Below are 12,759 nucleotides of genomic sequence, written 5' to 3' on the forward strand. Positions count from 1 at the left end.
CGTCTTCACCCTGCGGGCGGCCGACCTGCTGACCGCGACGGGACTGCTCGCCGCGCTGGCGCTCGCCGCCTCGACCGTGTCGCTGCGGCGGCTGCTCACCATCGACCCGCTGCTGGCCATCGGCCGGTCGGCATGACCGGACGGCAGGACGGAACGGCCATGGACCTCATCGAGATCACGCACGGCTACGGGGAGACCGAGGTGCTGCACGGGGTGGACCTGGCGCTGCGCCCCGGCGAGGTGGTGGCGCTGCTCGGGCCGAGCGGATCGGGGAAGACCACGCTGCTGGCCGTCGCGGGCGGGCTGCTGCGGCCGTCGTCCGGACGGGTGGAGGTGGCCGGGAACGATCTCTACCGGGATCGGCGGCGACCGCACGACGTGGCGTTCGTCCTGCAGGGCGGGGCACTGATCCCCTATCTGACCGCGCGGGAGAACCTGCTGGTGCGGAGCGTCGTCGCCCGGGAGGCGCCGGATCCGGCGCGCGCCGACGAGCTGCTGGCGGCCGTCGACCTCGCCGGGAAGGCCGGCCGCTACCCGTCGGAGCTTTCGGGCGGGGAGCGTCAGCGGGTCTGTGTGGCGCAGGCGCTGTACACCGGCGCGAAGGTGCTGCTGGCGGACGAGCCGACCGCGGCCCTCGACCGCGAACGCGGCCGTGCCGTGATGGAGCTGCTGCGACGGCACGCCCGCGCCGAAGACGCGGCCGTGCTCGTCGCGACCCACGACGAACGCGCCCTTGACCTGGTCGATCACATCGTCGGGATCGAGGACGGGCGCGTCCGTGCGGTGGACTAGTTGCGGATCTCCAGCGTGCAGCACTTGGGGCCGCCGCCGGCCTTGCGCAGCTCGGTCAGGTCGACCGGGAGCACGGTGTAGCCGCGCTCGCGCAGCGCCGCGATCAGGTCGACGGCCTCCGCGTTGATCACGACGTTGGCGCCGTCGCAGACGGCGTTGAGGCCGAGGACGACCGCGTCGGCCTCGGTGGCCAGGACGGCGTCGGGGAACATGTTGCCGAGCACGCGCAGGCTGCCCTCGGAGAACGCGCCCGGGTAGTAGCAGACGTTGCCGTTGCCGAGGTCGAACAGCGCGGTGTCGAGGTGGTAGAAGCGCGGGTCGACGAGCTGGAGGGTGACGACCGGCAGGCCCAGGAACTCCTGCGCCTCCTTGTGGGCGTCGATGCTGGTGCGGAAGCCCGTCCCGGCGAGGATCACGTGCTCGAGGGTGAGGAAGTCGCCTTCGCCCTCGTTGGTGAAGGTCGGGGTCATCACGTCGGCGAAGCCGTTGGCGCGGAACCAGGCCTCGTAGGCGGGGCCTTCGGGCTTGCGCTCCTCGAACGCGAACGACGCGCCGTAGACACGGCCCTGGACGACGGTCGCGCCGTTGGCGGCGAACACCATGTCGGGCAGTCCCGGCTCCGGCTCGATCAGGCTGACCTCGTGGCCGAGCCCGATGTACGCCTGGCGGAGCGCCTCCCACTGGGCGACGGCCTGCTCCGCGCTGGCCCCGGCCTCGGGGTCCATCCACGGGTTGATCGCGTAGGTGACGGCGAAATGCGACGGGCGGCACATCAGGTAGTGCCGGCGGGTCGAGGTGAGCGCGACGGCGGGCTCGAGAACGGAGGAGGTCATGCGGGAAATGCTAGAAAGACCAGGTCAGCGAGGGAATGCGCCGATCATGCACACGACCGTTGGTTCGTTGCGTGATCCCCGGGACGGATGGCGATTCGTTCAGCCGTAGCTGACTCCGGTAAGTTTCTCCGATTCCGCCCAGAGCCGGGCGGCCGTCCGCTGGTCGTCGCCGCGCGGGCTGAGGAAGCCCTTGACGGGCGCGCCCCGCAGGACCAGGCGCGGGCCGTAGATCTCGCCGCTGCGGACGGCCGGGTCGAGCGCCGCCCGCAGGGTCGGCAGGGCGCCGGCCTCCTCGGACTGGGCGAACAGCGCTCCGCCGATCGCGTAGTTGATCGCCTCGAACCGGCTGCCGCTCTGGCCCGCGGAGTTGGCCATCAGCGCGGTGCGGGCGTACCCGGGATGCGCGGCGGCGCTCACCACCTCGGGAACCCGGCGGCCGAGCTCCTTGGCGAACAGCAGATTGGCGAGCTTGGCCTGACCGTAGGCGGCCCACTTGTTGTACTTCCGCTCGCGGTGGAGATCGTCGAGCCGGATCCGCCCCCAGAACGAGGCGAAGCTCGCGACCGTCACGACCCTGGACCCCGGGCGCTCCAGCAGTGCGGGCAGCAGCAGCCCGGTCAGCGCGAAGTGGCCGAGGTGGTTGGTGCCGAACTGGGTTTCGAACCCGTCCGCGGTGGTCGAGCGCGGCAGCGCCATCACCCCGGCGTTGTTGATCAGCAGGTCGAGGGGGGTCTTCGCCTGCGCGGCCGCGAAGGCGCGGACCGAGTCCAGCGAGCCCAGATCGAGGGAGGCCAGCACGACCGCGGAGCCGGGGACGGCTTCCTTGATCCGGCCGAGCGCCGCCTCGCCCCGCTCAGCGCTCCGGCAGGCCAGGACCACCTCGGCCCCGGCCCGCGCGAACGACAGAGCCGTATGGAAGCCGATGCCGCTGTTGGCACCGGTGACGATCACGCGCCTGCCGTGCTGATCGGAAATGTCCGCAGTCGTCCAGCTCATGGCAAGGGAACCTAGACCGATCATGTGACGGCGGCAACACCCGGGGGGTCTTTAAGGGGCCGTCAGGCGGGCAGGACCTTCTCGATGGCGCCGACCAGGGTGTCGTCGTCCGGCTCGGTCTGCGGGGAGAACCGCTGCACCGAACCGTCCGGAGCGATCAGGAACTTCTCGAAGTTCCACCGGACGTCGCCGGAGTGGCCCGTCGCGTCGGCGGTGCCGACCAGCGCCTGATAGAGGGGATGCCGATCAGGACCGTTCACCTCGACCTTCTCGGTCAACGGGAAGGAGACCCCGTAGGCGGCCGAGCAGAACGCGGCGATCTCCTCGGCGGAGCCGGGCTCCTGGCCGAGGAACTGGTTGCAAGGGACGCCGAGGACGGTGAACCCACGCGTCGCGTAGGTCTCCTGGAGGCGTTCGAGCCCGGCGTACTGCGGAGTGAGACCGCACTTGGAGGCGACGTTCACCACCAGCACGGCCTTCCCCTGGTACTGCGCCAGGTCGGCCGGTCCCCCTTGCAGGGACCCGATTTCCACGTTGAGAGGACTCATGACGTGATCATACGAGTCCCGTGACACGGCGCCGTTGCCGTGCCCGGTGGATTCTGGGAACTGACGGGGGTCAGGTTCCCAGGGTGTTGACGAACAGCGCGAGCTGCCCGCCTGCGTCACCGACGGCGGAGAACGCGTTGTTCACCACCTGCGCGGCAGCCTTCGGCTGGCTGAGCAGGTAAAAGATGACGAAGGCGATCGCCACGTAGCGGACGTTCTTGTTCATCAGGCGCCGTCCCTCTTGTTATGCATTGACACACTGACCCGATTCAGTTGTGCCCACCAGTTGGATGCCCGCAAAGAGACCTTTGTGTGGCTCCATCGCCACGATGTATGCCCATCGTAAGACGTCCCGGCACGCGCCGAGAGCCCCGTACCCACAAGGGTTTGCGCGCTCCGGCGGAACGATCGCCCGAACATGCCTCCGACCTCGGGAAAGACCGGTGGAGGCCGCCCGGCCCGCCGACTAGGAAGTGATCACCCCGAAGGACACGAAAGTCTCCCGGACACGACAGAGCCCCCGATCCTCACGGACCGGAGGCTCGTCGAGTCACTCCGTGGCGGACGCCTGCGGTTATGGGATGGCGCTCGTCATGAACGTCGAGACCGAGTCGGCGGCGCCGCCGAGCGAGTTCAACGTGCCCTGGACGACGCTCGCCGCCCCGTCCGGCCTGTTCACCACGTACCAGACGAGAAAAGCGATGCTGGCCCACTTCATATACTTCTTGATCATTGGGTTGACCCCTGCACGCTAGATTCACTCTTCGTCACCAAGAGTGATTCCCCGTGTACGCACAGGTGAGGACATCCCGGACCGTAAAGATTTACTTGAGGTTCTGCGGAATCGGTTTGTCCGTCTTGATCGCGTTGAAGAGGGCTTGCGATTTGGCCTTGTCCCACAGGACATACGAGCCGGCCGCCGCGTTGGAGCCGAACCCGCCGAACGGCACGCTGATCGTCGCCCCGCCGCCGCCCGAGACCCCGCGCATGGCGAGCATCATCCGGGACAGGTCGTAGAGGTCGTCGCCGTCGTCCACGGTGAAGTTGCCGCTGGCGTTGAGCGCGAGCGGAACGCCGCGGAACGGGTTGAGCAGGGTTCCGGGCGAGGACGCCTTGTCGATCAGGGCGGCGAAGAACTCGCGCTGGTGCTTGACCCGCTCGAGGTCGCCGTTGGCGAACTTGCGGGTCCGCACGTAGCCGAGGGCGTCGGCGCCGTTCAGGTCCTGGCAGCCTGCCTTGAGGTCGATGCCGGCCTTGGGGTCCTTGATCGGGTCCTTGACGCAGAGCCGCACCCCGCCGACCGCGTCGACCACGCCGACGAAACCGTTGAAGCCGATCTCGGCGTAGTGGTCGACGTGGATGCCGGTGGCCTGCTCGACGGTCTGCACGAGCAGCGGCGAGCCGCCGAACGCGTAGGCCGCGTTGATCTTGTTGCTGCCGTGGCCTGGAATCGGCACATAGGAGTCACGCGGGATGCTGAGCAGCGTGGTCCCGCCGTCGCCGTAGTGCAGCAGCATGATCGAGTCGGTGCGCTTGCCTTCGGCGCTCCCGGTCCGCAGCTCCTTCTTGTCCTTCTTCGACAGTCCTTCGCGGCTGTCCGAGCCGACGATCAGCCAGTTGGTCCCCGGGGTGTCGCCGACCCGGTTCGCGTAGTCGGCGAGGGCGTTCTCATGCTTGAGACGCCCGTTGAGGGTGAAGTAGCCGCCGACGAAAACGATCAGCAGTACGAGCACCAGCAGGAGCGGGACGCGCAGCCACCACTTGCCGAAGCGGCGGCGGGGCGCGGGGGGATCACTGTGGATCGGCTGGTTCGGCGCGTACGGGGGCGCCATGCGTCTCACTCCATCCTGGTCGTCCATATGTCTTCACGCTATGAGACGACAGTTACGGATACGTCGTTCTCGCGAATCAAATCCGTCACCGCACCAAGTGCTACGCGGCACGCGAAATGTCAGACCTGAGGGTGACACTGGAAGCTTCGGGGTCATCCGGGAACGGGAGGGACATGCGGCTGTTCGGGCTGCTCAAACGTGCCAAGACCAAGAAGCGGGAACCGGGGCCTGACCTCCCCAAGGTCACCGTGTCGACCTGGGGACTGCACTCCGGGGAGCTCGCGGAGACGAAGGTCACACAGATCGCGCGGCGGCTGCCCGCGCTGATCGTCCAGTCGGTGAAGCTGGCGTGGGAGGCCAACCGGCGCGACACGCTCATCACCGTCGCCCTCAACCTGGCGGCGGGCGTGTTCACCACGTTCGGGCTCCTCGCCACCACGGGCGTGCTCAACGCCCTGTTCGCCGCGGGGCCCACCCCCGACAAGGTCCGCGACGCCGTGCCCGCCCTGGCGCTGGTCGCGTTCGCCTACACCGCGCAGGGCGCGCTCAAGACGGGCGCCGGCTGGGCGCAGAACCGGCTGGAACCCCAGATCGAGCGGCTGGTCGAGCTGCGGCTCTACCGGCTGACCACCTCCGTGGAGCTGGCCGCGCTCGACGACTCGGCCTTCCTGGACGAGCTGAACCTGGCCAGGAACCGGGGGATCGTCTCGGCGTCCTCGGTCGTGCGGCAGACCGTGGACGTGCTGACCGGGCTGGTCGGGCTGATGGCGGCCGCCGGGGCGCTCGGGGTCCTCCATCCGGTGCTGCTGCCGCTGCTGATGCTGACGGCCGTCCCGGAGGCGTGGGCGGCGATGCGGTCGGCGCGGATGCGCTACAACGTGCAGCTCGAGCTGTCGGCGTCGCGGCGGCGCCGGTGGATCCTGGCGGAGCTGATGACCAACCGCGACCAGGCGGCCGAGGTCCGCTCGTTCACCGTCCGGGACATGCTGCTCGACCAGTACGGGCGGCTGGCCACCCACGAGATGGAGGTCGAGCTGGACGTCAGCCGGCGGATGACCTTCACCCGGGCGGCCGGCGAGGCCCTCCAGGGCGTCGCGACGGCCCTGGTGTACGTCGCGCTCGGGGTGCTGCTCTGGCGCGAGGTGATGCCGCTGGCCGTCGCGGGGACGGCCGTGCTGGCGATCAGGACCGGCAAGTCGTCGCTCGCCAACCTCGTCTACGCGGTCAACCGCACCTACGAGGAGGGCCTTTACTTCGGCGACTACCTGTCGTTCTGCACGACGGCCTCGACGCGCGGCCCGTCCCGCACCGACGATCTGCTGGTGCCGCCGCCGCGGTTCGCGCGGATCGTCGCCGACGACGTGGTGTTCACCTATCCGGGGGCGGACTCCCCCGCGCTCAAGGGCGTCAGCGTCGAACTGCGGGCCGGCGAGGTGATCGCGCTGGTCGGCGAGAACGGGTCGGGCAAGACCACCCTGGCGAAGATCCTCGCCGGGCTGTACGACCCGGACTCCGGCGAGGTCCGCTGGGACGACCTGTCGCTGTGGCGGGTCGATCCGGACGTGCTGCGCGAACGGATCGCGGTGATCGCGCAGGACCACACGCACTGGCCGATGACGGCACGGGAGAACGTCATCATGGGCCGGCCCGACGTCCCCGACCTGGTCGACCAGGCGATCGCCGCGTCCGGGGCCGACGAGGTGCTGGCCGAGCTCAAACACGGCTACGACACCCTGCTCGACAAGCGGTTCGACGACGGCGCCGAACTGTCGGGCGGCCAGTGGCAGCGGCTGGCGGCGGCCCGCGGCTTCTACCGGGACGAACCGCTGCTGATCTGCGACGAGCCGTCGGCGGCGCTCGACGCGCGCGCCGAACACGCCCTGTTCGAACGGATCAGGGCGCACGCCGACGGGCGGACCGTCCTGCTGATCACGCACCGGCTGGCGTCGGTGCGCCACGCCGACCGGGTCTACGTCCTCGAGCGCGGGAAGGTCGTCGAACAGGGCGACCACGACGCCCTGATGGCCGCGGGAGGGCTGTACGCCGACCTGTACGGGCTCCAGGCGTCCGCCTACCGCACCTGACCTCCCGCCCCGTCCGGCGCCCGCTGGAGGCCGGACGGGGTGGCCGGGGCGCGTGTTCGGGGTGGCAGGCGGTGAGGGCGACCGTGCGCGGCGTCCTTCTGTCGGACGCCGGGATTAGGGTGTTCGTATGACCGCCCCCCGACTTCCCGAGCATCTCGAGTTGCTGGTCACCGACGAGCCCGTCTTCGACCTGTACGGCCACGGCACCCCCTGGCGGGTCCCCGACGGCCTGCTGGAGGAGATGAAGGCGCGCGCGATGGAGTTCTCACGCGATCCGCGGGCGGCCGAGCTCAAACGGACTCTGAGCGCGTTCTACGCGACCGAGTCTTCGGTGCTGGGCGCGGAGATGTGGTCGCTGCTGACCTTCCTGCTGGGGGCCTCCTCGATCCGGTCGGGCACGCGCGGGGACGTCGACTACGAGCTGCTGCTGGACTTCCTGGCCAACCCCGAGCCCGCCGTCCGGGACACGACCGCCTGGTTCACCCAGTCGGGCCGGTGGCGGCCGCCCGCGCTGTGGATGACCGACCCGGCCGGGGCCGACCGCGAGAAGCGGGCGTTGCTGTTCACCCTCGCCCGTGAGGCGCTGGAGGTGTTCGAGGGGCTCGAACCGCTGGAGCCGCGGCGGCGGGCGCTGATCGAACTGTTCGACCGGCAGCAGCCCGAGATCGACCTGGTGGCGCCGATCGGCGAGCTGGAGCGGATCTGGGCGGACCGGGCCGGTCCCGAACTGCTCTCGGTCCTGCCCGAGCTGACCGGGACGATGGGATACCTGCGGTGGGCCGTCGAAGGGTTCACCGCGGTCCACGAACGGCTGAACTCGGTGATCCCCAACGAGGACTCGGAGCTGGCGCTGGCCCGGCTGATGCTCCAGGCGTCGCAGGTGCAGGCGCCCGCCGAGCTGGCGATGGCCACCGGTTCAGCCCGCTACGAGGCGATCGGCTCGCGGATGGACGGGCTCCGCGAGAGCTGGGCCGTCGAGGCGTGGCAGGTGGAGATCCGCAACTGGCTGGCGCGGGCGCTGGTGGCGGGCGAGGCCGACGCGTGCCGGGCGTGGCTCGACATGGCCGTCCGGATCACCGGGTGTGTGCAGGGGCTGCCCGAGACGGCGGCCTCCCCCACCACCCAGGTGCCGGTCCGCTGGTTCCAGACCGATCTGCGCCGGCTGTTCACCCGTCGGCCGATCATCGCCAACCCGCTGGTCGAACGGTTCCCGCCGGTCGCCGCCTCGCCGGTCGAGGAGCAGCAGGACGGCGCAGATCCGGCGGCCGACGCGCTGGTCGGGCAGCCCGATCTGGTGCGGGCGATCCGGGCGAGCCTCGCCGCCGACGGGCCGGTGCGGCTGCTGGTCTCCGGTCCTGAGGGCACCGGCAAGGGCACCGCGGTGACGGTCCTGGAACGGGCGCTCGTCGACGCGGGCCGGATCCGGGACACGCTCTGGGTGTCCGACCAGGTGTTCGCGACCCTCAACCTGTCCGACGCCGTGCTCTGGCTCCAGGCACGCGTCAAGGAGTGCCTGGACGGCAGGCAGCTCCTCGTCATCGACGATCTGGAGAAGCTGCTCACCTACGACCGGTGCGGTCCCGCCGTCGTCGAGGAGCTGCGCCGGATGCTGGCGCGGATGCCGGCGCTGAACGTCGTGGCGCTGTCCCGCGTCGGCGGCCAGGAGCGGCTGTTCGCCGCCAACCCCGGGCTGGTGCAGTCGTTCAACGCCACCCGGACCACGGAGCTGAGCGAGGAAGCCTACGCCGAGCTGTTCGTCCGGGCGGTGCGCGCGCGAGGGCTGAACGTGTCGCGGCCCGTCGCCGCGAAAGCCGGCGTGCTGCTCACACGCACGCCGCCGATGCTCAACCTGCGGAACGCGCGGCTGGTGGAGTTCCTGGCCGACCAGGCGATCGCCTCGGTGCGCGGCCGCACCAAACGCGGGCGCACGGTGACCGCCGCCGACCTGCCGCAGCAGTTCGTGCCCGGCTCCGCCGATCCGCTGGCCGAGCTGGCGGCGTGCGCCGGCATCGGGCCCGTCAAACGGGAGATCGCGGCGCTCGTCGCCGAGGCGAAGGCCGCCAAGATGCGGCGCGAGGCCGGGATGGCGGTCGCCGCACGGCCCCGGCATCTGGTGTTCACCGGCAACCCCGGCACCGGCAAGACCAAGGTGGCGCGGATCCTCGGCCGGATCTACGCCGAGCTGGACGTGCTGTCGACAGGGCATCTGGTCGAGGTCGACCGGGCCGACCTGGTCGGCGAGTACACCTCCGAGAGCGGGCCGAAGGTCAGGCGGACCGTCGAGCGGGCGCTCGGCGGCGTGCTGGTGATCTCTGACGCGCACACGCTGGGGTCGTCGGAGTCGCCGCGCGACCGGGAGGCACTGGACGTCCTGCTGGCCACCCTCCAGACCCACACCGACGACCTCGTCGTCGTGCTGTCGGGGCCCGACGCCGCGATCAACGGGCTGCTGAAGGCGGACGCCGACCTGTCCCGCACCTTCACCAAGGTGGTGCGGTTCCCCGACCTCACCGAAGAGGACCTGCTCCAGGTGTTCGTCGCCAAGACCGCCGAGAGCGGGTTCACGCTCGCCGAAGGCGTCGTCGACAGGGTGCGGGCGCTGCTCAAGGCCGGTCCGCGCGACACCAACGCACGGATCATGAACTCGCTGCTCGACCGGGCGATCGCGCTCCAGTCGCGGCGGGTGCTGGAGGACGGCGTCGTCGACTCGACGGAGTCGCTGGACGAGATCCTCGTGGTCGACCTGCCCGACACCCTCGCCACCACCGGGCGGGTGGAACTGCCGGGCGATCCGCTCGCCGAGATCGACGGGCTGATCGGGCTCGGGCACGTCAAACACGAGGTGCATCTGCTCGTCGCCGAGGCCAAGGCCGAACGGCTGCGGCGCGAGGCCGGGATCCCGATCGCGTCGCCGACCAGGCACATGGTGTTCACCGGCAACCCCGGCACCGCCAAGACCACGATCGCGCGGCTGATCGCCGCGGTCTACGCGAAGCTCGGGCTGCTGTCGTCGGGGCATCTGGTCGAGGTGTCGCGGGCCGACCTGGTCGGCGAGTACATCGGGCACACCGCGCCGCGCGTGCGGGCTGCCGTCGAGCGGGCGCTGGGCGGTGTGCTCTTCATCGACGAGGCGTACTCACTGACCCCAGCCGACTCCTACCAGGACTACGGGCACGAGGCCGTCGCGGAGCTGCTGAAGCTGATGGAGGAGCACCGGTCCGACCTCGTGGTGATCGTCGCGGGGTATGAGGGCGAGATGCTCCGCTTCCTCGACTTCAACCCCGGGCTGGCCTCACGGTTCCCGACCGTCCTCGACTTCCCCGACTACACCGACGACGACCTGGTCGCGATCTTCCACTTCATGGCGACGACGGCGGGGCTCAGCCTCGCCGACGGCGTCGACGTCCGCGTCCGCGACCTGCTCCGCGCCGCCCCGCGCGGCTCGTCCTTCGGCAACGCCCGGCTCATGCGCAACATCCTGGACCGGGCCCGTTCCCTCCAGGCCCGGCGGATCACCACCGCCGCCCAGGACACCGACGGCGACGCCGACATCCGCGTCCTCCTCCCCGAAGACCTCCCCGAGACCCCACCCAAACCCTCCGACCCCAACCTCGGCCAGTACCTCTGACACCACCCGGGCAAGCCACGCGTCGTCACGCCCGAGCAGGGCCCAGGACGGTCAGGCAGGGCCACGGGTCGTCAGGCCCAGGCAGCCGGGGCTGGCCTTCCCGGACGACGTTGTCGTTGTGCCCGATGTTCACGGTGGACAGCCCGGCCGGGACGGTCAGGCCCCGGCAGGGCCACGCGTGGTCAGGTCCGGGCGGGACCGGGGCGGTCGCGGGGGTCGAGGACGATCTGGGTGCCGGGGGCGGTCGCGGCCTGGAGGGTGCGGAGGTGGAGGAGCGCAGGGTGCTCCTCCAGGAGGCGGGCGGAGTTGGCGAGGGTGCGCAACGCGGCCGCTTCGGCTCGGGCGCGCTCCAGTTCGGCCTTGCCGCGCTCGCGGGCGACGACCGTCTCGAGGGCGGCCTTGCGCAGCTCGCCGGGGAGCATGAGATCGCGGGCCCGGACGTCCGAGACCGCGACGCCGAGCTCGGCGACCGCCGCCGCGACGGGGGCCGTGCAGGCGGCCAGCAGGGAACGGTCGGCGACCAGGGCGTCCAGGGTGTGGGCGGCGACGACGTCGCGGGCCGCCTCCTGGACGGCCGCGTGCAGCATCTGCTCCGGGTGCTGAGCGCCGGTCGTGAACGCCACCGGATCGGTCACCGACCAGCGGACGGTCAGGCTGAGACGCAGGCCGAGACCGTCGGCGGTGAGCAGTTCCTGGCCGGTCACCTGGAGCAGCCTCGGCCGCAGATCGACCGCGACGAGGACGCATCTCTTCGCGTCGTACCTGTGCCGGCCCGGCTCCAAGGTCCGCTCGAACCGCCCGTCCCGGTAGAGGAGCGTGCGCTCCCAGTCCATGACCGTCGTGACCGCCATCGTCCGCCTCGTTCCGCGCTGAGGACGGCGCCGCCCGGCCACGGAGCGCGGCGGGGACCGGCCCCCGAGGGGCGGTCCGCAAGGCCGCGACCCGCGCCCGGCCGGGCGGCGACGTCGCTGGTGAGGATCGCTCCTCAACAGACCCTTCGGGATCCGTGCCCGCCAGTGGGCACCGCCGCGGCGACACGGGGAACACGTCCCGGAGATCTCCGGTGTGCCCCTTACCGCGGCGGCACGCTCACGGTAGGACGCAGCGAACAGAACAAGCCACCCGTTTTCCGGGCACAGGATCTTCCGGCTCGGGAGCCGGGCGTCAGGAGGCGTGCTTGGTCAGGTAGTCGAGGTAGACAGGGCGGAGGGCGTCGGCGAGCTCCCCGTCGCCCGCGTTGAAGAAGTCGTTGACCAGGCCGCTGACGCGCATGATGTCGGTTTCGGCGCCCTGGGCGTCGCTGGTGCTCGCCTTGGCCGCCGGGATGTCGCGCAGCAGATTCCACAGGAAGCCGACATCATGCCGTTTGACCGCGAGGTGCACCGCCCGGTCGTGCAGCTCGCCTGAGGACAGGTCGTCGAGGTTCTCGTCCATGACGATCATCTACCCCGGTTCGGGACGTTCACCCCGCCGCCTCTATTTGGCCTCCCCGTAACAGGAGACCACTGCCGTCTCCATCGGGAAGACCACCGGGGTGGGGCCGAACAGGAGCCGGGCGGCTTCGGCGGCCGCGTCGTGGATCACGGCGGTGACGAGCTCCGCCTCCTCCTGCGGGGCGTGCACGATCACCTCGTCGTGCTGGAAGAAGACCAGGTGGGCGGCGTGGCCGTCGAGCTTGTTGCGGATCAGCGCCAGCAGGGCGAGCGCCCATTCGGCGGCCGTCGCCTGGACGACGAAGTTGCGGGTGAAACGCCCGCGTGAGGCGGCCGCCGACCGCCCCTCCTCGGTGGTGATGAGCTGCCGGAAGGCGGCGTCCGCGGCCGAGCAGGTGCGGCCGAGCAGCGACCGCACCAGTTCGCCGCGCTCCCCCGCCCTCGCCGCCTCCTCCACGTAGGCGAAGGCGGCGGGGAAGCGGTTGCGCAGGACCGCGAGGAGCTGGACGGCCTCGCCGGTGCCGCCGCCGTACATCGCCGACAGCATCGCGATCTTGGCTTTGTCGCGGGGGCCCGCCCCGCCGGGCGTCGCGGTGAACGCCTCGGCGAGCGC

The 12,759-nt window shown here is 70.8% G+C and carries 12 protein-coding genes; 3 read left to right on the top strand and 9 right to left on the bottom strand.

The annotated features are described in order from the left end of the window. Positions 1–132 precede the first annotated feature (132 nt). A complete protein-coding gene (locus ACYVE7_RS17790; RefSeq protein ID WP_460365842.1) occupies positions 133–792 on the top strand; it encodes an ABC transporter ATP-binding protein in 660 nt (219 codons plus the stop codon). Here the strand turns inward: ACYVE7_RS17790 and ddaH are convergent. The 6 genes from ddaH to ACYVE7_RS17820 all read right to left on the bottom strand — a co-directional run bounded on the left by ddaH (position 789) and on the right by ACYVE7_RS17820 (position 5,001). Beyond that, positions 789–1,625 (bottom strand): dimethylargininase, encoded by an 837-nt coding sequence (gene ddaH, locus ACYVE7_RS17795; protein ID WP_460365843.1) that lies wholly within the window; start codon positions 1,623–1,625, stop codon positions 789–791. The two genes, ACYVE7_RS17790 and ddaH, sit on opposite strands and share 4 nt — an antisense overlap. Positions 1,626–1,724: 99 nt before the next feature. Further along, a complete protein-coding gene (locus ACYVE7_RS17800) occupies positions 1,725–2,621 on the bottom strand; it encodes an oxidoreductase (RefSeq protein ID WP_460365844.1) in 897 nt (298 codons plus the stop codon). A 62-nt stretch (positions 2,622–2,683) separates the two neighbouring features. Further along, on the bottom strand, positions 2,684–3,169 hold the full coding sequence (locus tag ACYVE7_RS17805; protein ID WP_460365845.1) for a glutathione peroxidase: 486 nt from the start codon (positions 3,167–3,169) through the stop codon (positions 2,684–2,686). Between the two features lie 70 nt (positions 3,170–3,239). Then, a complete protein-coding gene (locus tag ACYVE7_RS17810; protein ID WP_460365846.1) occupies positions 3,240–3,395 on the bottom strand; it encodes a hypothetical protein in 156 nt (51 codons plus the stop codon). Between the two features lie 348 nt (positions 3,396–3,743). After that, on the bottom strand, positions 3,744–3,902 hold the full coding sequence (locus ACYVE7_RS17815) for a hypothetical protein (RefSeq protein WP_460365847.1): 159 nt from the start codon (positions 3,900–3,902) through the stop codon (positions 3,744–3,746). A gap of 91 nt (positions 3,903–3,993) precedes the next feature. Further along, entirely contained in the window at positions 3,994–5,001 is a 1,008-nt protein-coding gene (locus ACYVE7_RS17820; RefSeq protein WP_460365848.1) for an LCP family protein, read from the bottom strand. 173 nt (positions 5,002–5,174) lie between these two features. Here ACYVE7_RS17820 and ACYVE7_RS17825 point away from each other — a divergent pair, with 173 nt between their 5' ends. Together ACYVE7_RS17825 and ACYVE7_RS17830 are read left to right on the top strand one after the other, a co-directional pair. Further along, entirely contained in the window at positions 5,175–7,085 is a 1,911-nt protein-coding gene (locus ACYVE7_RS17825) for an ABC transporter ATP-binding protein (RefSeq protein WP_460365849.1), read from the top strand. Positions 7,086–7,212: 127 nt separating this feature from the next. Continuing rightward, positions 7,213–10,713 (top strand): AAA family ATPase, encoded by a 3,501-nt coding sequence (locus tag ACYVE7_RS17830; RefSeq protein WP_460365850.1) that lies wholly within the window; start codon positions 7,213–7,215, stop codon positions 10,711–10,713. A 182-nt stretch (positions 10,714–10,895) separates the two neighbouring features. Here the strand turns inward: ACYVE7_RS17830 and ACYVE7_RS17835 are convergent, their stop codons facing one another. The 3 genes from ACYVE7_RS17835 to ACYVE7_RS17845 all read right to left on the bottom strand — a co-directional run. Beyond that, a complete protein-coding gene (locus tag ACYVE7_RS17835) occupies positions 10,896–11,564 on the bottom strand; it encodes a slipin family protein (RefSeq protein WP_460365851.1) in 669 nt (222 codons plus the stop codon). A gap of 313 nt (positions 11,565–11,877) precedes the next feature. Further along, positions 11,878–12,147, bottom strand: a complete 270-nt coding sequence (locus tag ACYVE7_RS17840) for a hypothetical protein (RefSeq protein ID WP_460365852.1) — start codon at positions 12,145–12,147, stop codon at positions 11,878–11,880. A 42-nt stretch (positions 12,148–12,189) separates the two neighbouring features. Next, on the bottom strand, positions 12,190–12,759 hold a 570-nt coding region (locus ACYVE7_RS17845), incomplete at its 5' end, for a DNA polymerase (RefSeq protein WP_460365853.1).

It is taken from the genome of Actinocorallia lasiicapitis (assembly GCF_054778695.1).

Excerpts from the sequence above, each read along its gene's own strand:
- ACYVE7_RS17790 (WP_460365842.1), top strand. The coding sequence starts at position 133 with ATGACCGGACGGCAGGACGGAACGGCCATGGACCTCATCGAGATCACG.
- ddaH (WP_460365843.1), bottom strand. The coding sequence starts at position 1,625 with ATGACCTCCTCCGTTCTCGAGCCCGCCGTCGCGCTCACCTCGACCCGC.
- ACYVE7_RS17800 (WP_460365844.1), bottom strand. The coding sequence starts at position 2,621 with ATGAGCTGGACGACTGCGGACATTTCCGATCAGCACGGCAGGCGCGTG.
- ACYVE7_RS17805 (WP_460365845.1), bottom strand. The coding sequence starts at position 3,169 with ATGAGTCCTCTCAACGTGGAAATCGGGTCCCTGCAAGGGGGACCGGCC.
- ACYVE7_RS17810 (WP_460365846.1), bottom strand. The coding sequence starts at position 3,395 with ATGAACAAGAACGTCCGCTACGTGGCGATCGCCTTCGTCATCTTTTAC.
- ACYVE7_RS17815 (WP_460365847.1), bottom strand. The coding sequence starts at position 3,902 with ATGATCAAGAAGTATATGAAGTGGGCCAGCATCGCTTTTCTCGTCTGG.
- ACYVE7_RS17820 (WP_460365848.1), bottom strand. The coding sequence starts at position 5,001 with ATGGCGCCCCCGTACGCGCCGAACCAGCCGATCCACAGTGATCCCCCC.
- ACYVE7_RS17825 (WP_460365849.1), top strand. The coding sequence starts at position 5,175 with ATGCGGCTGTTCGGGCTGCTCAAACGTGCCAAGACCAAGAAGCGGGAA.
- ACYVE7_RS17830 (WP_460365850.1), top strand. The coding sequence starts at position 7,213 with ATGACCGCCCCCCGACTTCCCGAGCATCTCGAGTTGCTGGTCACCGAC.
- ACYVE7_RS17835 (WP_460365851.1), bottom strand. The coding sequence starts at position 11,564 with ATGGCGGTCACGACGGTCATGGACTGGGAGCGCACGCTCCTCTACCGG.
- ACYVE7_RS17840 (WP_460365852.1), bottom strand. The coding sequence starts at position 12,147 with ATGGACGAGAACCTCGACGACCTGTCCTCAGGCGAGCTGCACGACCGG.